The sequence below is a fragment of the Shewanella marina JCM 15074 genome (assembly GCF_000614975.1).
GTDB lineage: Bacteria > Pseudomonadota > Gammaproteobacteria > Enterobacterales > Shewanellaceae > Shewanella > Shewanella marina.
In genome coordinates this window covers 84,375-108,249 of record NZ_BALM01000009.1, presented here as the reverse complement: position 1 = coordinate 108,249, position 23,875 = coordinate 84,375, and the positions used below count along the sequence as shown (strand labels likewise).

The window sequence follows — 23,875 nt, the reverse complement described above, 5'->3', positions numbered from 1 at the left end:
ATCATTATTTTTTTATTGATTAGCGACATATTAATTTTTACAAACATACTAAAAGTATCAAAATAACTATTTATAATGAACATACGATACTTATTGGTGTAAAAACAGTATTCATCTTCTCTACACTAGCTGCATACTTGATGATGAGGATAAAACCATGAAAGCAAAACTACTGTTACCACTACTGGCATTTGTTTCTTTTACCAGCTCAGCAATGACATTAACCAGTCATGATATTCACGAAGGTCAATTAATGGCAAGCACCTATGCCTATAATGGCTTTGGTTGTACTGGAGACAATCAATCACCACAATTAAATTGGAGTGGCGCGCCGAAAGGACGAAGAGTTTTGCAATTACGGCATTTGATCCTGACGCTCCGACAGCGGGCAGCGGTTGGTGGCATTGGCAAGTCATTAATATTCCAGCGACAACCCATACATTAAGCCGTGATCAATCTGGCCATATTAAAGGTGCAACAGAGTTAACTAACGATTATGGGGTAAAAGGTTTTGGTGGTGTATGTCCTCCTGCAAATGGCAAAATGCACCGTTATCAATTTACGGTATGGGCATTACCTGATGCTAAGCTCGCCATTCCAGCAAATGCTTCGCAAGCATTAGTCGGCTATATGCTAAATGCAAAATCTTTAGCACATGCCCGTTTAACCGCAACTTACGTTAATAAATAATATTTTTAAGGGAGCAATATGAGTCAGTCAGTTATCCAAATTGGGCATTTTAATGCGGCTAAGCCACAAACTATGCGCAACGTACTGCTGCACGCTCCCACTATTATCTGGGTTGATAAAGGTTATAAACAGTTATGGTGGCATGAACAGCAACTTAAAATTGATGCTCAGCATTGGTTAATTGCGCCAGCCAATCAATACTTAACCTTTATCAATCAACCTCTGCAACAGAGTTTTCACTCAAGAGCGATGAGTTTATTAGTGCCGCCACCGATGGAATGGCTCGCAGAAAGTGAACATGACAAACTACATAGCTCGCCACAAATAAATACCACAGACAAACTGCGCTGGTGTTTTAATATGCTCGATGAGATGCGTCAACAATCACTGGGCTATAACACTCAAAAGCAATTATTAATGGCTTTTTATAGTGAGTTAAAACAGCAAGATGCATTAAGACTATTATTTCCATCGGCGATTGATAGCTTACGTGACAAAATGAGTCGTTATTTGGCGATGAATCCTGGTGCCGATCATAAATTAGATATTGTCGCCGCACATTTTAATATGAGCCGCGCCACTTTAATTCGGAAACTCGCCGCTGAAAATTGCAGCTTTAGAGATATATTGGCTGAAATTCGCATGAGTTATGCATTAGGACTCATGCAACAATCACAGGCCAATCCCCACGATCACTCACAATTAAGTTTGGCACTTGCTTGTGGTTATCAATCTGAAAGCCGTTTTAGCGCCCGCTTTAAGCAACAATTTGGACTGACACCCAAGCAATACCAACATACGCTTTAATTTAATATCACTTGTTTATATAACGCTTTCGCCGACTCAATTAAGCGAGGATCACCAGTAAGGTGTAATGATGACAGTAGCCCATTAATAATTAACTCGGCTAATTCAGCTTTATGCTGCGCATCATCGATACCTTGCTGATTTAAATAATAACAAAGACGTTGTACTCGCTGTTGTTTATAGTCAACACAGATATTGGCAATGTTAGGTTCAGTATGACAATATTCACTGTAAGCTAATTGGAAGAAACAGCCTTGAAAACAATCATTTTCAAGCAAACTCATTAAACTATCAAAACGTCCATCTAAGCGTTGCTCAAAACTCATCTCTTGATTATCCATCAGCAAATTAAACTGCATAATCGCTTGCTGACTATATTGAGTCAACGCGAGGGCAATGAGCTGCTCTTTTGATGAAAAATATTTATATATTGTTGCTTTAGATAGACCTGTAGCTAGCGTAATACGGTCAATACTGGTCCCGTGAAAACCATATAATGAACACAGTTCAATGGTCTTATCTATTGCTTCACGCTGCTTTTGCTCACGCCGACTACTCACCCTAAACTCCCTATATAACTAAATTAAATCTATTTATACAAAATAAACTAAACAGTTTAGTTTATTTTGTTTGACAGTTATTCACCGATACTGCAAAAATGAACTAAATCGTTTAGTTCACTTTAGAGGATAACTATAATGAATACAAGCCAGCCTTTACATGATGTAAGTTCCAATGCCCCCCTACATTCCAATAATCAACTTGGCTATAAGCTAGGTGTATTTGGGGTGGTGTTAACACTAGTATGGATTGGAGTATTTAAATTTACCCCGACAGAAGCGGCCGCAATTGAGCCTTTAGTGGCGAATCATCCATTGATGGCATGGTTATATCAAATCTTATCAGTACAAGCAGTATCAAACCTGATTGGTATAGCGGAGTTAGTCGTCGCAGCGGCACTTGTATATGGCTTATTTAATGCCAAGGTTGGTTATTACGCAGGCATTGTCGCCAGTGTCATCTTTATCACAACACTAAGCTTTTTAGCCACAACACCTGATACGTGGAAAATAGTTGATGGTGTACCCACAACGAGCTTCTTTTTAGTTAAAGATATTGTCTTTCTCGCCATTGCCATAATGACAGTTGAACATAATAAAATCTTATTAAGCGCTAGCACACATTAAGACTCTACCCATAAACAAAAACAGAGCCGAAGCTCTGTTTTTTATTGGATAATACTCGCGTTTATTTACGCGCAGTATAATCGCCCCAACCTAACCACTTATAGGTCGTTAAGGCTTCAAGTCCCATTGGACCACGAGCATGTAGCTTTTGGGTACTTACTGCAACTTCAGCCCCTAAACCAAACTGGGCACCATCGGTAAAACGAGTACTCGCATTAACATAAACTGCCGCAGAATTAACTTCATTCATAAACGCTGCTGCGGTATGAATATTGTCGGTCAAAATCGCTTCTGAGTGACCACTTGAATGCTGGCGAATATGCTGTACGGCTTCATCTAAATTGGCGACAACTTTAATCCCTAAGGTTAAAGATAGCCATTCAGTTGAAAATGAATCAGCTTCAGCGGCTTGCATATCAATATCAAGTTGCTGACAAATTTGCATGGTTTGTGGGCAAGCATAAAAACGTACCCCAAGATTAGACAGATGCTGACAAATAGCAGGTAATGCTGAAACCGCTACAGATTCGTGCACCAATAATGTATCTAATGCATTACACACTGTTGGACGCTGTACTTTAGCATTAGCAATAACCGCAAGTGCTTTGGTAAGATCGGCTTGCTCATCAACATACATATGGCAAATACCAATACCACCTAAAATAACAGGAATGGTTGCCTGTTCAGCACATAGGCGCTGTAGATGTTGACCACCACGAGGTACAATCATATCCACATATTGATCAAGCTTAAGTAAACCTGTCACCAAACTGCGATCTGCAGAGCTAATCAATTGCACTGCGTCAGCTGGCAAACCTTGGGCGCTAATCGCATCACGGATCACTTGGCTTATCACCAAGTTAGATTGCAATGTCTCTTTACCACCACGTAGGATAACCGCGTTACCGGTTTTTAATGCTAATACCGCAATATCAACGGTTACATTTGGACGCGCTTCATAAATAACACCGATGACCCCTAGCGGTACACGGCGGCGAGTCAGGCGCAAACCATTTTCAAGTAAACGTGAACCGAACTCTTCACCGACAGGATCTGCCAGTGCGATTACATTATCGATATCAGCAATAATGCCATCTAAACGATCTTGATTCAGCAGTAAGCGATCAATCATCGCCTCGGTCAAGCCATTCGCTTTAGCCGCAGCAATATCTTCACCATTAGCCGCTAAAATCTGTGCGCTATGTGCCGCTAATGCTTGTGCAATTGCAGTCAACAGTGCTGATTTTGCAGTAGCTGATAAATTAGCTAGGACGTAACTGGCTTGTTTAGCCTGTTGGCCTAATTGAGTTAAATAAGCTTGATTGTCGACTGTCATAACACCACCATATCATTACGATGCACTACTGCGTCACCGTAGTCATAACCTAAAATAGATTCTATATCATCTGAGTGATGGCCAGCGATTTGCAATAATGCAACTGAGCTATAACGCGCCATACCACGCGCAATTTCATGCCCTTTAGTATCAACCACTTTAACGGTTGCGCCGCGATCAAACTCGCCTTTCACTTTTAAGATACCTTTAGAAAGTAAGCTGCGACCTTTTTCTGATACCGCACGTACCGCGCCATCATCTAGCACTAATTTACCTTCAGGCGCTGGACCGGCTAAGATCCACTGCTTACGATTCTCTAATGGATGATCCGTTGCACAGAAATGCGTGCCCACAGATTCCTTACAAACCACTCGGCCAATGACATCTGGAGCTTGTCCAGAAGCAATCACCACCTCAATCCCTGCACGGCGAGCAATATCAGCCGCTTCAAGTTTAGTGGCCATGCCGCCTGTTCCTAAACCAGAAACAGAGCCGCCTGCTAGTTTGCGTAAGCTATCATCAATATTGACCACTTCAGAGATAAGTTTAGCGTCTGGATTCGAGCGTGGATCGCAATCAAATAACCCTTTTTGGTCAGTCAACAAAATTAATAAATCAGCATCACAAAGTAAGGCTGCACGAGCCGATAAATTGTCATTATCGCCCACTTTAATTTCATTGGTCGCTACCGCATCATTTTCATTAATAATTGGAATGATGTTTTGAGCCAACAGTGCATTTAAGGTATCACGCGCATTCAGGTAGCGATATCTATCTTGCAGATCCGCACGCGTCAATAATAGCTGGCCTACATGTAGTCCATAAATACTGAATAACTGCGCCCATGCCAAAATAAGCTGACTTTGGCCAACAGCTGCAAGTAATTGCTTATTAGCAATGGTGTCGGGGAGTGTGGGGTACTGAAGGTGTTCACGTCCAGCCGCAATTGCGCCTGAAGTACATAATACGACCTCTACACCTGCTTTCATTAACAATGCCATTTGGCGTGCTAACTCAACCATATGTGCTTTATCTAGGTGTTTACTACCCGATGTAAGCACACTTGTACCCAATTTCACCACTACGCGGCGATAAGCAATTTCACTTAAGTTCATTATTTACTGATAAAGAATTAAACCGAAATCACCTTATACCCAATCCTGTCGCCAATTGATAGCCGCGAATGCGCTGTTGTTTAAAAAAAAATGATATTTGTACTGGCTACAATAAAAAAGCCATACAAATGTATGGCTTTTTGTTAAAAAATAACGTTATTGATGCAAATAAGTTTATTCAAAAATAAACTTCAAAACGAACATAGCCGCTAATACAACCACACCTACAGACAGATCTTTGTAGCGCCCTGTTAATAACTTAATCGCTGCATATGAGATAAAACCTAATGCAATACCCGTGGCAATTGAGAAAGTTAATGGCATTAAAATACACACAACAACGACAGGAGCCGCTTCGGTTAAATCTTCCCACTCAACATTTACAAGGCCAGACATCATTAAGATAGCAACGTAGAACAAAGTGCCAGCGGTTGCGTAAGCAGGTACCATTCCGGCAAGTGGTGAGAAGAATAATGCTGCTAAGAATAATAATCCAACCACACAAGCTGTTAATCCAGTACGGCCACCGGCACTGACACCTGAAGTACTTTCAACATAACTGGTAGTCGTCGAGGTACCCAAAGTTGCACCCGCAATCGTTGCCACACTGTCAGCGGTAAGGGCGCGATTAATCCGAGGTAAACGACCTTTATCATCTAAGAAACCACCACGCTGCGCAACTGCCACTAGCGTACCGGAGGTATCAAACAAATCGACAAATAAGAATGCAAACACGACCGAAATCATGCTCACTTCAAGCACGCTGGCAAGATCCATTTGCATAAAGGTAGGCGCAACCGATGGCGGCGTTGACATAATACCGTTGTACTGTAAGTCACCAAACAGTAAACCGAGTAGCGTAATGGATAAGATACTGATAATCACTGCAGATTTAACACCACGCTGCACTAACGCAATGATAATAAAGAAACCGAGTGAAGCCATTACCGCAGGGAAAGATGTAATATCTCCCATCGCGACTAATGTCGCAGGGTTAGCAACCACGATACCAGCACTTTGTAAGCCAAGTAATGCCAAGAACAGACCAATACCAGCAGCAATACCAATACGCAGTGACATCGGAATGCTATTGACAATCCACTCACGAATTTTAAGCATCGACAGCAGTAAGAAACAGATACCCGATAAGAATACCGCACCTAATGCCGTTTCCCATGTATAGCCCATCTCACCCACAACAGTGTAAGTAAAGAAGGCGTTGAGTCCCATTCCAGGTGCAAGTGCTATCGGATAATTTGCGAGTAACCCCATCACAAAACAACCAATCGCCGCAGCGACACAAGTTGCCACAAATACCGCACCGTGATCCATCCCCGCATCGGCTAACATCATTGGGTTAACAAAGATGATATATGCCATGGTTAAAAAGGTAGTACACCCTGCAATCACTTCTTGTTTTAACGAAGTCTGATTTTTCTTAAGTTGAAACAGTTTTTCTAACATTGAACAAGATGCCTTGGATTATAATTTTTAATAAGGGTAGGAGTGGCCAATCATTTCTGTTATTTCAAATATTAATGCTAAATATTTAAGATACTGAAATTGAATGGTATGAAACGCTAATATAGGTCTCATTAAGGCGTGGATTATAGGGAAAATGGGGTATTCGGGCTAGCTAGCAAACTAGTAGATATTAGGGAAACACTGTTTCCAAAACAGAACTATTGTTTTACTTCTTCTAATAATGAGTATTCATTTTATGTTTACGATGTAATTAAACACTTACTCTAAAAGTGCTTAATTACATCTCTTTAATAGGCAATCTTACTGAGAATATTAAATAGAAAATGCTTTCGACATGGTTTCTATAGCGGCTACTGACTGATTATCATAAACCACATAGATTTCACCTATAGGGCTATCGGTAAACGTATCAAATATCTCAGCGCAATAAACGCCTTGGCGTTGCGGTATTTGTTGACGATTAGGGTTTTCTCTCTGTTCAAACTTACCGATACATATTTTTGATGAAACTAAAGCCATATCACGAATATGATCAAGCATTGCTTGTGAGCTTAATAAGCGGTGCGGAATATTGGTAATATCCCAACTGCGCTGAAAGGCTCCAACTCGAATGAACTCGACGCGACTGGCAATTAACTCGGGTAATAGTTGCTCGCTAGTTTGTAATCTATATTCTTGCGTAATTAATGAAACGCCCATAACTAATAACTCCTATTGATGAGAGTAAAACGATATGGTTATTCACTATAGGATAGTGAAATGAGATACTTTTGATATACATCATTTCACACTAACTAATTGATGAATATTGATAATATTTAATCAGCAGTTCATAAATACGCTAAATTTTACGCAAAAAAAAGCCTGCTTAAATAAATAAGCAGGCAAAGACAATTCAAGCGTCTCAAACGAGAAATAGATTACGCGTACAGCAGAAATCAACTATGCATTAACAACATGCACTTGTGTCCAAAATCACCTAAAAGGCGATACAAAGGTTGATGGAAAAAGTAACTGATTAAAGGCTCAGTTAGCCTTTGATTGACATTGCATAAATGCCAGAGTGCATAACACTTGCGTTAAACCAAGTATTCTGCCAATAAATTGTGTTTGGGCCACTGAAAAAAGACATGGTCACTACTCCTAACAAAGTTGTAAATAAGCAAACTCTAGTGAAGCTTGGCTCGGTTCCCTGGAACTAACAGATCATAATCCTTGAAGACAACTTGGTCACTCGGTTCCTTGGAGAATATATCCATCCTGGATTGACTAGAGACAGCCGCGTCCGCGACTGAGGAACTAATTATACATAACGGTAATTTACTTACAAGTATTTTTTGTAAAATAATCAAAATAGCTTAATTTTACGTAATAAAATTACATAAATTCATGTTTTTGACTGTTTTGTGAGTTTTTTATGTTGTAAAACCACTACTGATGACTAAAAAACCAGCAGCAGTGGTGACGGCATTAAGCGATTAATTATTTATTAATTGAAACAGACTCACTAATGGTGTTGCTGTAGGTACGCCATACAATGGATCACCTACCGTAGCACTACCTGCAATATCAATATGAATATAAGGCAATGGCTTATCACTATTAACACCATGTACATTTAAGCCAGATGCCGTTAATAAGAATGCAGCAGGATATTGATGACCTCTAGCCGTAACAGATGATGGCGCATTATTTGAGGAGATCACATCCGCCGCGCCCGATGGATCAATTATTTTAGCAAAATCCTCAGACCGTAATCGTGACACTTCCATTGGCTCAGCAACTTGCTCGGCAATATTGGCTAATTTACTTGAAAATCCTTGTTGATAAGCCACGCTATTTTCAACTAATGCGGTATAGCCACCATAGCAGCGCACGACATGACCGGTTAACGTTGCTACCGAGAACAATTGTGCTTGTGGTGCATTTTCAGCTTGTAAACGTAGATGTGATAACAGATCGGCTAATACTAAACGCCCTTCTGCATCGGTATTACCAATGCGTACACTCACACCAGCATGACTTGTTATAATCTCATCAGTCACGAATGCATCGCTGCCCACTGAATTACGCACTAGGCCTAATTCCGCCACAACTTTTACACCTTTGGGTTTCAGGATTGATAAAGTTTTCATTAACCCAGCAACCGCAGCAGCGCCACCTTTATCTCGGCTCATTCCCGCCATGCCACCAGCCACTTTAATATCAGCACCGCCAGTGTCATAGACTACGCCTTTACCCGCAAAGAAATAACTACGCTCAATAGGGCCTTTACTTTGATAACTGATCCGAACTACCCGAGGATGATGCCTCTGCACCATAAAAGAACTACGCGCGACGGCGCAAAGCAGTGGATAGTCTCGTTCCAGTTCAGCACGATCACTCACAACCTCAACGGTTAGTTCACTGTCTTGCAAGGCGGCCTGACAATAATCTGCAAACGCTGCTGCTGACATACGCTCAGGTTCTGTACCACACAGATCTCTGGCCAAAATTCGCCCCGCTTCTAACGCATTTAAGCTCACTGCGGCGGCTTGCTCAGTTAAGAGACCAATTTGCCTAATTTGTAAATCTTCGCCTTTTGCCTCACGCCGTTCTAATGGTTGCCATAAACCTTGACCACAAGCTAATAAAGCAACAAGTTGCGCCTGTGAGAAAGTCGGTTGAGCATCAACAATAATTAAAGGTTTTGTGGCTCCAGCGGCCAATGCAGTAGCAATAGCTTGCTGCGCCGCCTTGGCATATAAGCGCACATCTTGATATTCATTATTAGCACCAACCACTGGCGCTAAGATCAGTTTGCCCCCTGCGAGTGCAGGCGCAATTAACAAGGTGGTTTGTTGACCTATACGTTGATCATATTGACTTGCCTGTTGGCTAACATCATCGATTTCAGCAATATTGAGTCGTTCAACGTGCTCACCAATAACAATCACTGCATCCCAATCACTAGAGCAGATCGCCTGCTTATCATAAACATCAATAATGTGTGCCTGTACCATAGGTATCCTTCCTGTTATAGCCGTTCATATTTTTATACTGAAATAGTATCCAGTATGATTTTTAATCATATACCTAAACAAGCTAAAATTGCTATTTTCAGAGGCCCCAAAACAACTCGAAGTTACACTTGAAAATGGTGATTTAATACCCCATTTATTTTCTATGGTCCGACTGTGATATGATGTCGGCAATTTTCCGCCTCACTTCTGTTAGAGGAGTTTTTCGTGACAGCATTAAGTCAGTTACAACCGCAACCTTTATGGCAATGGTTTGATAAAATTTGTTCTATCCCACACCCATCTAAACATGAACAAGCACTGAGTGATGAAATTGTCGCTTGGGCTAAAGACAAGCAATTAGATGTGACTATTGATCATGTTGGCAATTTGATTATTCGCAAGCCAGCGACCAAGGGAATGGAAAACCGCAAAACAGTTGCGCTGCAAGCTCATATTGATATGGTGCCGCAGAAAAATGCAGAAAAGATCCACGACTTTTTAACCGACCCTATCGAACCGTATATTGATACAGGTTGGGTAAAAGCCAAAGGCACTACTTTAGGTGCAGATAATGGCATAGGTATGGCGTCTGCACTGGCTATTTTGGGTGCTAGCGATATTCCTCATGGTCCACTAGAAGTACTACTGACCATTGATGAAGAAGCCGGTATGACAGGTGCTTTCGGCCTACAAGCGGGTTACTTGAATGCAGATATCCTAATCAACACCGACTCTGAACAAGAAGGTGAGATTTATATGGGTTGTGCTGGTGGTGTTGATGGTGAATTAACACTACCGATGACGCGTCAGGCTGCAACCGAAGGTTATGAAGCTTATACCTTAACACTATCAGGTTTAAAAGGTGGTCACTCAGGTGTCAACATCCATTTAGGTCGTGGTAACGCGAATAAGTTATTAGCACGCTTTTTAGCGGATAATGCCAATGCACTTGGCTTAGAGATGTTTGATTTCACCGGCGGTTCACTTCGCAATGCTATCCCACGTGAAGCCCACACTAGTTTCTATATTGCTGCTGACAAACTCAATGCACTTGAAACTGCAGTCACTGAATTTGAAGCATTAGCAAGACAAGAGCTTGCCATTGCTGATGGTGATACTACGCTAACCCTAACTGCAGCAGAGCAGGTTGCAGAAGTGTTCACTGCAAATTGCCAACAGCAATTAATCAACTTAATGCATGCTTGCCCTAATGGCGTGATCCGCATGAGTGATGAAATTGAAGGTGTGACAGAAACATCATTGAACTTAGGTGTGGTTACTACTGACGCAGATAAAGTGACATTACTTTGCTTAGTTCGTTCACTGATTGATTCTGGTCGTATCAATATTGAAGGTAATCTTACATCATTAGCTCAACTTGCGGGCGCAACGGCTAAATTTAGCGGTGCATATCCGGGTTGGAAGCCTGATAACAGCTCACCTATTATGGCGATTGTACGTAATGTTTATGAAAGCATTTACAGCAAGTCACCAACAATTATGGTGATCCATGCAGGTCTTGAATGTGGTCTATTTAAAGAGCCTTATCCAATGATGGATATGGTTTCTATTGGCCCAACCATTCGCTTCCCACATAGCCCTGATGAGATGGTTAATATCACAACCGTTGATCAGTACTGGCAGTTACTGCTTGCAGTATTAGTTGCGATTCCTGAAAAAGCTTAATCGCAAAATCATATGACAAAACGCAACCTATCGGTTGCGTTTTTTTATGGCTAACGATAAATCTTAAATTGCACTTGCTGCTCAGTTAAAAAATCTTCTGCTTGCTCACCTTGTAACATCGCCATCGTCGCTAACATCCCCGCGGTTAAACAATTTGGGCCTAATACCGTCACAGAACGCGGAGCATGAACCACAGGGTAGCCCGTTTTAGGGTTGATAATATGCCCATAACGAACACCATCAAGCTCAATATAACGACGAGTATCACCACTGGTTGCCAGTGCGCCTTGACGGATCTGCAAGCTAACTAAGGCTTGATCTAACCGCTGTGGATCTTCAATGCCCACTTGCCATGGACTACACTCAGCAACACGTTTTACAGGACAAGCAATATCACCACCAAAATTAACTAAAACCGAGATATCAGGCCATCGTTGTGCCAACGTATTGGCTACCCGGTCAACAGCATACTCCTTACCTATCCCCCCAAAATCTAAGTACATCTCGGTTGGTATTTGCAGCTCTGTGGTAGTAAATTTAACTTGTTCAAAATCAACCGCCAACAATGCCTGATTCAATATTTCAGGCGTCGGAATAGCTGAGTTTTTATCAAAGCGCCATAGTCGCATCAATTTACCGGCACTGATATCAAATAAACCATCACTTAATTGATAACATTGCTGAGCAAACAATAATAACTGATAGGTTTCAGCGTCTATTGCAACAGATTTTCCTTGAGCATGATTAATCTGCCACAATACATTTGCGCTGATAAAACGACTATATTTAGCTTCAATCCGCTGCGCTTCATCGCTGGCAAGTTGCAACATTTGCATTGCGACTTGTTTATCATCAGTCGCAATAAGTAATTCACATGGACTTGCCATTGCTCGGAACGAACCACTAAAACCCCATGTTTGCTGCTTTAATTGAGTATTCATACGCATTAAAAAGAGTAACTCACCTGAGCAATTACCGCCGTGAGGCTAGGAAACAGCTCATGCTGCTGTAGTTGCCCCACTAATGCTGTGCCATTATTTTTAGGCGTTTGCTGGTACCATTCCAATCGATAACTGAGTTCATGGTCACCTTTAAGTTTATGGCCAAACTTGATGCCAAAGGTATAGGTTGTCATCTCACCTATGCGGTAATCAGCACTGGCATACTCGGGTAATATTGATCCCATCAACAAAAAAGGTTGGTAGAACTCAGCCGCCGATTGCAAATAATAGCGAAGATGTAATTGCCCATAAAAATCATCACTAAAATAGTGTCGATAATGACCATCAAACGTATGTGAGTTGATATCCCAGTCATCACTGTTATAGCGATAGGATATGTCGACAATATCCCCAGCAACAACACCTTTAGCTAACGCAAATAGACTGTGTTTTAAACGAGAATCAGGTCGATGTTCATAACGATATTGTTGACTGGTGCCACTGTTGTCCACCACTGATAAAATTTTATAAGGATCGGTCAAATACCCAGCAACACTCGATAAACCATAATTAAACTGCATTAACCAATTGGCATTAATAATTTGAGTTAAGCCTAAAATCAGATCAAGCGTTTGTTTATCATCAGAATCATCACCACGAGTTAAGTTAAAGGCTTGTCTAAAAGCTTGCTCTGAAATAAAGTCCTGCCGAATGGCCATTGCTGATAAGGGAACAGGTTTAGCACCCACAGGTTCTAACAAGTCATAGGTATAAGCTGCTGATATGGCCAGTGTGGTATTATCTTTATTTAAGCTACGCTCAATACCACCGTTAACCCCTAAAGAAGTGTAATCAAATTCACGCGAGCCATATACCCCAATATTGCTTTGCCATTCTAACGACAATTGTTCAATCCAATTAGCACTGAGCTGTAAGCGAGTATCTTTAAAGCTATCGTCTAACGGCGTATCACCCGCACCGACAATATATTGGCCATCACCAGAAGGTCTGGTAAATGTTTGATGTTGAGATTGTGCCACCGCACCCGAAGCAGATGCTCCTGTTAGAGAATCAAATACGACTTTAAGGTTAAGTTGAGATTCATCGTCATACTGTTTTTGAAAATCACCTATCGCTTCAATGGCCTGAACTCTATCTTGTTCGCCGTAATACATTAACGCGGCATCAATATCCCAGCCACTAAAAAAACGATCATCGGTTGCAGCCTCTGCTACAGGGTTAACTAAGCCACAACTGGCGATTGCTAATGCCTGAGCAATGTTCTTTTTATGCGTTAATTGCATCCACAGCCCCCACCAGCAAAAGCCCGGCCACCACTAGAGCCTTCTTTACTAAAATAGATATGGTCATCTAAAGAGAGATCGAGTTTTTCATGATTAAGCGCCATATCTTCACGAGCAAAATGCTGTTTTTGCCAGGGTTCAACCCCGAGGCTTGAGCAACCACCTAACGTTAACATCAATAAGCCAAGACAAATTTTAAGCTTCATCACTACTCCTTTAGTAAATCAATCAGCTGTTGCTCATATTGTTTCTGCTGCTTATTAAAAAATCCAACATGTTGATAAACCAACTCGCCTGTACGATTAAAAATAAAACTGCTTGGCATTCCTTGCAGATCAAACTGACGGGCAATGTCACCATCGGGGTTATATAAAATGGAAAAACTAGCGGGCAGATCCTTTAAGAATTGTTCAGCGAAACGAGGTTCTGTATCAAGGTTAATCGCAACGACGGCGAGTCCCTGCGCTTGATATTGATTGTGCATCTGCTCCATCCAAGGAAAGGATTTACGACAAGGACCACACCATGATGCCCAAAAATCGACATACACTACTTTGCCTTTAAACTCACTTAAACTCACAAGTTGGCCTTGTTTGTCAGCAACCATCACATCCAATGAGGGTGCAGCTGTACTTACTGTACTGACAAATATTAATAAGGTTATCCATAAGTATTTCATCAATGCCGCCTATTATTCCCATTCCATTTAGCAACAATGATTTAACACTACAGGCTGATTGTAAATTAGGCAAGTGGCTATAAGTGAAGGAAATTGCAGATGATGATTACAAATCTAAATCTAACTGTAATCTATTTGAACTAGCAGGTTGTTGCTCGCTCGCAAGCCCGACCGTCACTCCAAGTAAACGTATACCTCGTCCCTCTTGCCTTGTTAATGCTTCTTCTAATAATGCATAAAACAATTTAACAGACACTTTATCGCTACGTTGCTCAATGGTGGTTTGTTTGAAATCATCAAACTTGAGTTTAACCACCTGCTTTTGCACTTGTCGGCCACTGGCGCCCCGTTGCATCCGCACTGACAATTCTTGCAATAACTTAGGCATAATTTGTTGGCACTCTGCCAAGGTATAAATATCTTGTGCCAGTGTAGTTTCAACACCGACTGATTTACGCTCACGATTAGGCTCTATTGCACGAGCATCGATACCTTGTGCACGCTCAAACAGTAAATGACCAAACTTACCAAACTGTTGTACCAATTTAGTTTCATCAAAACTTTGCACATCACCGCAGGTTTCTAATCCCATATCAGCCAGTTTTTTTGCCGTAACCTTACCGACACCCGGTATTTTCTTCAGTGCTAAGCTTGGCATAAACCCCACAATATCATCAGGTGGGATCACATATTGGCCATTCGGTTTGTTTAAATCAGAAGCGATTTTGGCAAGAAACTTAATCGGTGCTACCCCTGCGGATGCCGTTAGACCCGTCTCATTTAAAATATCAGCGCGAATAGCTTGTGCAATTAGAGTGGCAGAACCTTGATGCAAGCTACAGTGAGTCACATCAAGATAAGCTTCATCCAATGAAAGTGGCTCAACTAAATCGGTATAACGATAGAAGATAGCTCTAATTTGATTTGAGACCTGTTTATAGACCTCCATGCGCCCTTTTACCAAGGTCAAATGTGGACAGAGCTTGAGCGCGTAACCTGACGCCATGGCAGAACGGACACCAAAGGCTCTTGCTTCATAGTTACAAGTACTGATTACCCCACGTCGATCACTACGTCCTCCTACCGCAATAGGGATACCACGCAACTCGGGAAAGTCACGCATCTCTACTGCGGCATAAAAACAATCCATATCGATGTGAATAATCTTTCGTTGCATAAGCTATTAGTAAGGTTAACTATGATCGAGTTGATTATAATACACTGTATAAAATTACAGTAACTATTTTTAAGTAGAAGATAACCGACAACAATAAAAAGTGCTGTGATTCATTGCTATATCACAGCACTTTTTATTATTTTATGGACAAAAATATGACTACATTTTGCTTTGAATATAATTTTGTAAACCAACTTTATCAATCAGACCAAGCTGCTTCTCCAACCAATACATATGATCAGACTCGGTTTCCTCGAGTAATACCATCAAGATATCACGAGTTTGAAAGTCTTGTAGTTGCTCACAAAGGGCTATCACTTCACGGAGATTATCAGCCACCATATACTCATATTGCAGATCGTTATACAGCATCTGCTGCACATCTTTACCAATAGTAAGCGGCAGTCTCGCGGCAACATCTGGAGTGCCTTCTAGAAATAAAATCCGTTCAATTAACTTGGAAGCATGTACTCGCTCATCGTCTGACTCATGGTTAATGCGTTCAAACAGTTCAGTAATGCCCCAATCGTCATACATTCTGGCATGAACAAAATATTGATCCATGGCTGATAATTCGCCGGTAAGAAGTTTATTAAGCGCATCAATAACCTGTTGGTGTCCTTGCATAATAGCCTCCTATTGTTGATTAATTTGTGATTGTAGGTAGTTTTCAATACCTGTCATACGGATCAAATCAAACTGTGCTTCTAGCCAGTCTAAATGCTCCTCTTCATCTTCTAGAATATCTTCTAATAGATCGCGACTGACATAGTCTTGCGCAACTTCACACGCTGCGATTGCTTGCCTAAGCTCACTGATTTGACCTTCAATCATCTGCTTATCTAAATTGAGCATCTCTTCACTGTCTTCACCAATATGCAATTTATCTAATTGCTGTAAATTCGGTAAACCTTCTAAAAATAATACTCGCTCGATTAATTTATCTGCATGCTTCATATCTTCAATTGATTTCTTATATTCGGCATGATTCAACCCTTCAAGTCCCCAATTATTAAACATACGCGCATGTAAGAAATATTGATTAATCGCTGTTAACTCAATGGTTAACATCCTATTGAGTAGTCCAATAATGTTCACTTGACCTTTCATTACAAAATTCCTTTATTAGTACCTAGTATTAACTTTAGTACAATTAACAAAGAATTAACAATATTTATGTTACTTTTCAATTAGTTAAGAATAATAAAGGCAATCATTATCACTCTTATTAATAGTGTGGATATAAAAAAACCGCAACAAATTGCGGTTTTTTAAGTATGACTTTAGAAGTGTTATTTAGATGATTCGATCTTGATTAAGTTTATCTAATCTAGCTTGCTCTTTAGCCATTTTAGCTTTGCGTCTATCACAAGGCTCATCACAGTCACAGGCTTTGGCAATACCAACAGCGCCTAAACCACCACAGCTTCCTGCTACAGCTTTTCGTTTTACAATATAACCAATTGACATTAAAACAAAAAATGCGAGTAATACTACAAATGCAGCTATAAACGAACTCATCTTCAACTCCTTAATGTTGCTTTAAGTAAGGTTTAAAAGCATCGCTATAAAACACCTTAAAGCCATCATCCTGCTTTTCAATTAGCATAATGGCTAAACCTTGCTTGTTGGCCAATGCTAGTGACGCTTTAGTTCCCAATACCATCATCGCAGTAGCATATCCATCAGCAACCATACATTGCGGCGCTAATACGGTTACCGAAGCTAATCGATGATTAATTGGATAACCAGTACGTGGGTCAATAATATGTGAAAAACGCTTACCGTTCTCTTCATAATAATTACGATAGTCGCCAGAGGTTGCCATGCCCATGGTACCTGGTTCTATCACCTGTTGTACGGCTCTACCATTATCTGATGGTTGCTCAATGGCGATGCGCCATGGTTCCCCATCTGCTTTTTTACCCTTGACTCTTAGCTCACCACCAATTTCAACTAGGTAACCAGACACGTGATATTTTTGCAGAATATTAGCAACTTTATCAACGCCAAACCCTTTCGCAATTGATGATAAATCAACATATAAGTCAGGGTTAGTTTTACTGATCATATTGCCTTTAATATGCAGTGCATCTATGCCAGTCTTTAACTTAGCTCGTCGCACTTCAGCTTTTGTTGGTATAGTCGTTGGCCTTTTATCTGGACCAAACCCCCAAAGGTTCACTAACGGCCCTAAGGTGATATCAAGCGCACCATCTGTAATACCATTAAGTTTGATGCCCTCTTGAATCACTTTTAAGGTATCTGCCGACACAGGTACACTTTGCTCATACAATGATTGGTTAAATCGCGATAACTCAGAGTCTTTACGATAGGTACTCATCTGATCATTAACTTGATCTAACGCTAAATCAATTTGTGCTTGCAGTAACTGTGGCTCCGGTGTCTGCTTATTAGGCACATACTTGATATGGTATGTCGTGCCCATGGTGCTGCCAGAAAGTGCGACTTGTTCAGGTTGATTCGAACAAGCTGTGATAAAAAAGGCTAACCCAATCAAGGTTAGCCAGTTTACTAAGGTCTTAGTCATCGTGACCTACATCTATAAATTGGACATTAACCGCCGAAGTCATCCAGTAGGATATTTTCATCTTCGACCCCGAGATCTTTTAGCATCCCGATAACTGCCGCATTCATCATTGGAGGTCCACACATATAGAACTCACAGTCCTCTGGTGCCTCGTGATCACGCAAGTAGTTTTCATAAAGAACATTGTGGATAAAGCCAGTATAGCCATCCCAATTATCTTCGGGTTGCGGATCAGATAATGCCACATGCCAGTTAAAATTGTCATTTTCATTTGCAAGCATATCGAAATCTTCGACATAGAACATCTCACGCTTAGAACGAGCACCGTACCAGAAACTCATCTTACGCTTAGAATTTAGACGCTTTAATTGGTCAAAGATGTGCGAACGCATTGGCGCCATACCGGCACCGCCGCCAATAAAGACCATTTCAGCATCAGTCTTTTTAGCAAAAAACTCACCAAATGGACCTGAAATAGTCACTTTATCGCCCGCCTTTAGGCTCCAAATGTAAGATGACATCTTACCGCATGGTAAAGTCAAATTACGTGGTGGAGGGGTAGCAATACGTACGTTTAGCATAATAATGCCATGCTCTTCTGGGTAGTTAGCCATTGAGTATGCACGAATTGTTGTATCATCAACTTTAGATTCTAACTTGAAGAAACCAAAGTGTTCCCAGTCACCACGATACTCTTCAGGAATATCATAATCAGCATAACGCACATGGTGCGCAGGTGCTTCAATCTGAATATAGCCACCAGCACGGAACGGTACTGACTCACCGTCAGGAATACCTAGCTTTAACTCTTTAATAAAGGTCGCTTTGTTATCATTAGAAATGACAGAACATTCCCACTTCTTGATACCAAAAATTTCTTCATCAAGCTCAATTTCCATGTCACTTTTAACATTAACTTGGCATGATAAACGGCAACCCTCACGAGCCTCACCTTTACTAATATGATCAAGTTCTGTCGGCAGAATATCACCACCACCAGATTTAATCTTAACCCGGCACTGACCACATGAGCCACCGCCACCACAAGCACTTGAAACGAAAATGCCATTATCAGCCAATGCACCTAATAACTTACCACCGGCACCCGTCTTAATCCCTTTTTCAGGATCATCGTTAATACCAATGTTAATATCACCACTAGCAACTAACTTTGATTTGGCGAATAAAATCACCAGCACCAAAATCAGTACAATAGTCGTAAACATACCCACGCCTAAATAAACGTCTATTGGGGTTGCTTTAAAAATATCCATTCATTTATCCCTTAGAAGATCCTATTCAACAACCTCAGTGTTTATAAAGACACACCTGAGAACGACATAAAACCTAAGGCCATCAAACCTGCTGTAATGAAAGTAATACCCAAGCCACGAAGTCCATCTGGCACATCTGAATATTTCATTTTCTCGCGAATACCAGCAAGTAATACAATTGCTAATGCCCAACCCACCCCAGAACCAACGCCAAACACCACACTTTCAGTGAGGTTATAATCACGCTCGACCATAAATGATACCGCACCAAAAATTGCACAGTTCACGGTAATCAAAGGTAAGAAAATACCCAGTGCGTTATAAAGTGGTGGGAAATACTTATCCAACGTCATCTCGAGTATCTGTACTAATGCCGCAATCACACCAATAAAGGTAATAAACTTCAAGAAGCTTAAATCGGCATCAGGCACACCCGCCCAAGCCAAGGCGCCTGGAGCAAGAATACCTTGATAGATGATTTGGTTAACGGGTACTGAAATGGCCAATACCACAATTACCGCAACACCAAGGCCCATAGAAGTTGATACTTTCTTCGATACCGCTAAGAAGGTACACATACCTAAGAAGAAAGATAACGCCATGTTCTCGATGAAAACTGAACGAATAAATAAACTAATATAATGTTCCATCGCTGTTACCCCTTAGCTTCTACTTGTTCTGGCTTATAAATACGAATAACCCAGATCAACATACCGATAAGGAAGAAGGCACTTGGCGGTAGTAATAACAAGCCATTTGGCTGATACCAGCCACCTTCAGAAATCTTATTTAAGATCTCTACTCCAAATAATGAACCATTACCAAATAGTTCACGAACAAAGGCAACAGAAAGCAATACCATACCGTAACCTAGACCATTACCAATACCATCCATAAAGCTCATTAATGGTGGCGTTTTCATGGCGTATGCTTCAGCACGTCCCATTACAATACAGTTAGTAATAATCAAACCAACAAATACTGATAGTTGCTTAGCAACATCGTAGGCGTACGCTTGTAGCACTTGGTCAACCACAATTACCAATGATGCAATAATCGTCATCTGCACGATAATACGAACACTACTAGGAATATGGTTACGAATAATCGAAATGAATAAGTTCGAAAATGCTGTTACCACGGTTAATGCAATGGTCATCACCAATGCGGTTTCCATCTTACTGGTTACCGCTAGCGCACTACAGACACCTAAAATTTGTAACGCAATCGGGTTATTACTGAAAACGGGGCCTGTTAAAACCTGTTTTAACTCTTTAGAAGTAGCCATTAAATGCGTCCTCCTTCGCGTACTCGGTCAATAAATGGGCCGAAGCCTTCATTACCGAGCCAGAAATCCAATGAATACTGCACACCATTACTGGTTAACGTTGCACCAGAAAGCGCATCAACACCATATTGTGTTTGTGCAACGGCAGGGTTTTTAGTTACTTTAATCTCAAGCTGACCTTGAGCATCAAATAACTTCTTGCCTACCCATAATGCTTTCCACTTTGGATTTTGAACTTCACCACCTAAACCCGGTGTTTCACCAGAACCTGAGAAGTCATAGTAAACAAGGTTTTGAATGGTATTAAGATCTGGTTCTAGTGCTAAGAATGCATACATAGTTGACCACAAACCGTAACCTTTAATCGGTAAAATAACCGTTTTAAGTTGGCCAGCGTCATCAAACACTTCATAAATCACCGCGTCTTTAGCAACTCGTTTTACTTGAGCAATATCATGCTCAGGAACAAACGATGTTGCAGGGTCACGAGCTGCTTTCTTTTCATCAAAAAGGTCGCCATTGACGTTTGCGTCGATTTCACCTGTTTTTAAGGTAATAACCTGTGCTTTTACGTGCTTTTTATAAAGGGCTAAAATTTGCTGTTTTGTGATACTGCCATCTTTAAGATCAATTAAATTGGCAGCCTCTAAAATATACTTTTGTCTATCGAGCAATTTGTTTTGCTCTTGTGTTGGCTTAAGTAATACCGCTGCTGTTGATACAAAAATAGAGCAGATTAAGCATAATCCAATCACGACAAATAACGTTTTGCCGAACGAGTCCTTGTTACTAGCCACGTGCAACCCTCCGCTTAATATTCGCTTGAACCACAAAATGGTCGAACAACGGCGCAAATAGGTTGGCAAATAAAATGGCCAACATCATGCCTTCTGGGAAAGCTGGATTAATTACACGCACAAATATCGCCATCGCACCAATTAAGATGCCATATGCCCATTTTGCTTTATTAGTAAATGATGCAGACACAGGGTCTGTTGCCATAAACATCATACCGAATGCAAAACCACCTAAGGTTAAGTGCCAGTACCACGGCATAGCAAACATAGGGTTAGTATCACTACCAATAGCATTAAGTAGTGCTGAAACCGCAAACATACCCACCATCACGCCAGCGACAATGCGCCAAGATGCAATGCGAGTCATTAATAGAATGCCACCACCAATTAGGATTGCTAAGGTAGACACTTCACCCACAGAACCTGGAATAAAGCCTAAGAATGAATCCCACCACTGTTGGTCTAAACCGTTATATTGCAAGCTACCACTTGCTGCTTGGCTCAGTGCCGTTGCACCGGAGAAACCATCAGCAACTACCCAGCTAGTATCGCCAGACATATTCAGAGGATAAGCGAAGAATAAAAACGCGCGGCCAGCAAGTGCTGGATTTAAGAAGTTACGGCCCGTACCACCAAAGATTTCTTTGGCAACAACCACACCAAAGGTAATACCAGTGCAACCATCCATAATGGAATCGTTGCGGGTAACGTTAAGGCAAAGAGTATTGAAGTAACAAAGAAGCCTTCGTTCACTTCATGACCACGTACCGACGCAAATAGCACTTCCCAGAAACCACCCACAATAAAGGTTGTGGCATAGATAGGCAGGAAGAAACAAGCGCCATACCACATCAATCCGGCGACACCTGAATTGGCGGTTAACTCTGTACCAAACATACCAAATAAGGCTGTTTGCCACACATCTGGTACGCCAAAACCTGCAACTAGTGCTTCTTGCGCTTGTAAACCGACGTTATACATACCGACAAACATTGCAGGGAAAGTACATGCCCAAACAATGATCATCATACGTTTTAAATCTAAATTATCACGAACATGAGTTCGACCTTTATTCACCTTACCCGGTGTATAAAAGATAGTGGCTGCTGCTTCATAAAGTGCATACCACTTTTCGTATTTACCGCCTTTTTCAAATTGCGGCTCAATACGTTCGATAAAATCCTTTAAGCTCATTAGCCTTCCCTCTCGATCGTATCTAGACAATCCCTTAGATATGAACCGTAATCATATTTACCAGGGCAAACGAAAGTGCATAATGCCAAATCTTCTTCATCTAGCTCTAACGCACCTAATGCCGCTGCACCATCAACATCACCTGAAAGTAGGTCACGTAATAGCATCGTTGGTAAAATATCAAGTGGCATTACTCGCTCGTAATTACCAATTGGTACCATGGCACGATCAGAACCACCTGTAGTGGTGGTCATATCAAAAAGCTTTGATGGTGTTAAACGAGATAAGAAGGTTCGAGTAATCGAGAATTTATCACTACCCGGCATTGCCCAACCAATAAACTCTTTTTCAGTACCTTCTTCTAACAAACTAATTTGTTGATGATAACGACCTAAAAACGCATGAGGTCCTGCTGCCGTTCGGCCATTTAAAACTGAACCAGAAACAACGCGAATATCATCACCACTGTATTCTCCAGCTGTTAGTGTCGTTGTGCTAGCACCAACAAGGGTGCGAACTAAACGAGGCTTGGTCGCTTTAGGGCCACAAATTGCAATCACTTTATTGGTATAAAGTTCACCTGTTGTGAACAACATGCCGATTGCGATTACATCTTGATAGCCAACATACCAAACGGTACGTTTTGCAGATGCTGGCATCAGGTAATGAATATGAGTACCAGCTAAACCTGCAGGATGCACACCTGCAAACTCATGAACTTCAGCATTATCTGAAGCTATATCAGCATTAGGCGCTTTACACAGATAGACTTTGCCATCGGTTAACTTTGACAACACCGTCAATCCATCAGCAAAAGCTTGTTTATTTTCATTAATAATAAGCTGTGGATCTGCTGCTAATGGTTGAGTATCAATTGCAGTCACAAAAATACCAGCAGGCGTTGAATCTATGGCAGGAACTTTACTAAATGGGCGAGTGCGCAATGCGGTCCAAAGACCTGATTCGATTAAATTGTCTCGTACTTGAGCCACATCTAACGTGTTTAACTCTTGTGGTGAGTAACGACTAAACTCTACTTTGTCATCACCCTCAATATCAATGACAACCGATTGAAGTACACGTTTTTCACCGCGGTTAATTTGACTAATAGTGCCACTGGCTAAAGCAGTATATTTGACGCCAAGGTTCTTTTTGTCCTCAAAAATCACCTGTCCTTTGGCAACCTTATCGCCGACACGAACCTTCATTGTCGGACGTAAGCCAATATACTCTTCACCTAAAGTAGCTACTTGCTCGATAGCTGGGCCATCATAAATAACTTGCTCTGGTCTACCTGCGATAGGCAGTTCCAATCCTTTCTTTATTGTAATCATATCCAAATGCACTACGTTATGAAGGAAA

General features: G+C 41.2%; 23 protein-coding genes and 2 pseudogenes. 4 read left to right on the top strand and 21 right to left on the bottom strand.

What is annotated here, in order from left to right:
• The first annotated feature begins 157 nt into the window (after nt 1-157).
• A pseudogene (locus tag JCM15074_RS21645) lies at nt 158-690 on the top strand (YbhB/YbcL family Raf kinase inhibitor-like protein).
• A gap of 18 nt (nt 691-708) precedes the next feature.
• Entirely contained in the window at nt 709-1,497 is a 789-nt protein-coding gene (locus tag JCM15074_RS09025; RefSeq protein WP_025820903.1) for a helix-turn-helix domain-containing protein, read from the top strand.
• Here the strand turns inward: JCM15074_RS09025 and JCM15074_RS09020 are convergent.
• A complete protein-coding gene (locus JCM15074_RS09020) occupies nt 1,494-2,057 on the bottom strand; it encodes a TetR/AcrR family transcriptional regulator (RefSeq protein ID WP_025820902.1) in 564 nt (187 codons plus the stop codon). The genes JCM15074_RS09025 and JCM15074_RS09020 overlap by 4 nt on opposite strands.
• Before the next feature lie 138 nt (nt 2,058-2,195).
• Between JCM15074_RS09020 and JCM15074_RS09015 the strand changes: the two genes are divergently transcribed.
• A complete protein-coding gene (locus tag JCM15074_RS09015) occupies nt 2,196-2,684 on the top strand; it encodes a DUF417 family protein (protein ID WP_025820901.1) in 489 nt (162 codons plus the stop codon).
• Between the two features lie 61 nt (nt 2,685-2,745).
• Here the strand turns inward: JCM15074_RS09015 and JCM15074_RS09010 are convergent, their stop codons facing one another.
• The 5 genes from JCM15074_RS09010 to JCM15074_RS08980 all read right to left on the bottom strand — a co-directional run bounded on the left by JCM15074_RS09010 (nt 2,746) and on the right by JCM15074_RS08980 (nt 9,622).
• A complete protein-coding gene (locus JCM15074_RS09010; protein ID WP_025820900.1) occupies nt 2,746-4,020 on the bottom strand; it encodes a glutamate-5-semialdehyde dehydrogenase in 1,275 nt (424 codons plus the stop codon).
• Nucleotides 4,017-5,135, bottom strand: coding sequence for a glutamate 5-kinase (gene proB / locus JCM15074_RS09005; protein WP_025820899.1), 1,119 nt, complete (start codon nt 5,133-5,135; stop codon nt 4,017-4,019). The genes JCM15074_RS09010 and proB overlap by 4 nt, the downstream gene beginning before the upstream one ends.
• Before the next feature lie 174 nt (nt 5,136-5,309).
• Nucleotides 5,310-6,599, bottom strand: coding sequence for an NCS2 family permease (locus JCM15074_RS08995; RefSeq protein WP_025820898.1), 1,290 nt, complete (start codon nt 6,597-6,599; stop codon nt 5,310-5,312).
• A 333-nt stretch (nt 6,600-6,932) separates the two neighbouring features.
• Nucleotides 6,933-7,319, bottom strand: a complete 387-nt coding sequence (locus JCM15074_RS08990) for a hypothetical protein (protein WP_025820897.1) — start codon at nt 7,317-7,319, stop codon at nt 6,933-6,935.
• A gap of 779 nt (nt 7,320-8,098) precedes the next feature.
• The gene (locus JCM15074_RS08980; RefSeq protein ID WP_025820896.1) at nt 8,099-9,622 is read right to left on the bottom strand and encodes a M17 family metallopeptidase; all 1,524 of its coding nucleotides are present in this window, start codon (nt 9,620-9,622) and stop codon (nt 8,099-8,101) included.
• 225 nt (nt 9,623-9,847) lie between these two features.
• Between JCM15074_RS08980 and JCM15074_RS08975 the strand changes: the two genes are divergently transcribed.
• On the top strand, nt 9,848-11,308 hold the full coding sequence (locus JCM15074_RS08975; protein ID WP_025820895.1) for an aminoacyl-histidine dipeptidase: 1,461 nt from the start codon (nt 9,848-9,850) through the stop codon (nt 11,306-11,308).
• Nucleotides 11,309-11,358: 50 nt separating this feature from the next.
• On the opposite strand, the gene JCM15074_RS08970 is transcribed toward JCM15074_RS08975, so the two are convergent.
• The 15 genes and pseudogenes from JCM15074_RS08970 to JCM15074_RS08900 all read right to left on the bottom strand — a co-directional run bounded on the left by JCM15074_RS08970 (nt 11,359) and on the right by JCM15074_RS08900 (nt 23,847).
• A complete protein-coding gene (locus tag JCM15074_RS08970; protein ID WP_037469447.1) occupies nt 11,359-12,255 on the bottom strand; it encodes an FAD:protein FMN transferase in 897 nt (298 codons plus the stop codon).
• The gene (locus JCM15074_RS08965; RefSeq protein ID WP_025820893.1) at nt 12,255-13,553 is read right to left on the bottom strand and encodes a DUF3570 domain-containing protein; all 1,299 of its coding nucleotides are present in this window, start codon (nt 13,551-13,553) and stop codon (nt 12,255-12,257) included. Before JCM15074_RS08965 ends, JCM15074_RS08970 begins: the two co-directional genes overlap by 1 nt.
• Complete coding sequence (locus JCM15074_RS08960; protein ID WP_037469444.1) at nt 13,544-13,759, bottom strand: DUF4266 domain-containing protein; 216 nt, start codon at nt 13,757-13,759, stop codon at nt 13,544-13,546. The genes JCM15074_RS08965 and JCM15074_RS08960 overlap by 10 nt, the downstream gene beginning before the upstream one ends.
• A 2-nt stretch (nt 13,760-13,761) precedes the next feature.
• Nucleotides 13,762-14,232, bottom strand: a complete 471-nt coding sequence (locus tag JCM15074_RS08955) for a TlpA family protein disulfide reductase (RefSeq protein WP_025820891.1) — start codon at nt 14,230-14,232, stop codon at nt 13,762-13,764.
• 106 nt (nt 14,233-14,338) lie between these two features.
• Nucleotides 14,339-15,409 carry a DNA polymerase IV gene (dinB, locus tag JCM15074_RS08950; protein ID WP_025820890.1) on the bottom strand — a complete coding sequence of 357 codons (1,071 nt, stop codon included), beginning with the start codon at nt 15,407-15,409 and terminating at the stop codon, nt 14,339-14,341.
• A 159-nt stretch (nt 15,410-15,568) separates the two neighbouring features.
• Complete coding sequence (gene bfr / locus JCM15074_RS08945; protein ID WP_025820889.1) at nt 15,569-16,036, bottom strand: bacterioferritin; 468 nt, start codon at nt 16,034-16,036, stop codon at nt 15,569-15,571.
• A 9-nt stretch (nt 16,037-16,045) separates the two neighbouring features.
• Nucleotides 16,046-16,519 (bottom strand): bacterioferritin, encoded by a 474-nt coding sequence (bfr, locus tag JCM15074_RS08940; RefSeq protein WP_025820888.1) that lies wholly within the window; start codon nt 16,517-16,519, stop codon nt 16,046-16,048.
• A gap of 186 nt (nt 16,520-16,705) precedes the next feature.
• Nucleotides 16,706-16,930 (bottom strand): (Na+)-NQR maturation NqrM, encoded by a 225-nt coding sequence (gene nqrM, locus JCM15074_RS08935; protein WP_025820887.1) that lies wholly within the window; start codon nt 16,928-16,930, stop codon nt 16,706-16,708.
• 10 nt (nt 16,931-16,940) lie between these two features.
• The gene (locus tag JCM15074_RS08930; protein ID WP_025820886.1) at nt 16,941-17,960 is read right to left on the bottom strand and encodes an FAD:protein FMN transferase; all 1,020 of its coding nucleotides are present in this window, start codon (nt 17,958-17,960) and stop codon (nt 16,941-16,943) included.
• Between the two features lie 26 nt (nt 17,961-17,986).
• Nucleotides 17,987-19,234, bottom strand: coding sequence for an NADH:ubiquinone reductase (Na(+)-transporting) subunit F (gene nqrF / locus JCM15074_RS08925; protein WP_025820885.1), 1,248 nt, complete (start codon nt 19,232-19,234; stop codon nt 17,987-17,989).
• A gap of 41 nt (nt 19,235-19,275) precedes the next feature.
• Nucleotides 19,276-19,884, bottom strand: coding sequence for an NADH:ubiquinone reductase (Na(+)-transporting) subunit E (gene nqrE / locus JCM15074_RS08920; protein WP_025820884.1), 609 nt, complete (start codon nt 19,882-19,884; stop codon nt 19,276-19,278).
• A gap of 5 nt (nt 19,885-19,889) precedes the next feature.
• On the bottom strand, nt 19,890-20,522 hold the full coding sequence (locus JCM15074_RS08915; RefSeq protein WP_025820883.1) for an NADH:ubiquinone reductase (Na(+)-transporting) subunit D: 633 nt from the start codon (nt 20,520-20,522) through the stop codon (nt 19,890-19,892).
• Nucleotides 20,522-21,319, bottom strand: coding sequence for a Na(+)-translocating NADH-quinone reductase subunit C (locus JCM15074_RS08910; protein WP_025820882.1), 798 nt, complete (start codon nt 21,317-21,319; stop codon nt 20,522-20,524). Before JCM15074_RS08910 ends, JCM15074_RS08915 begins: the two co-directional genes overlap by 1 nt.
• Nucleotides 21,312-22,513 (bottom strand): annotated as a pseudogene (locus JCM15074_RS21640) (NADH:ubiquinone reductase (Na(+)-transporting) subunit B). Before JCM15074_RS21640 ends, JCM15074_RS08910 begins: the two are co-directional and overlap by 8 nt.
• The gene (locus tag JCM15074_RS08900; protein WP_025820881.1) at nt 22,513-23,847 is read right to left on the bottom strand and encodes a Na(+)-translocating NADH-quinone reductase subunit A; all 1,335 of its coding nucleotides are present in this window, start codon (nt 23,845-23,847) and stop codon (nt 22,513-22,515) included. The pseudogene JCM15074_RS21640 and the gene JCM15074_RS08900 overlap by 1 nt, the downstream one beginning before the upstream one ends.
• Nucleotides 23,848-23,875 lie beyond the last annotated feature (28 nt).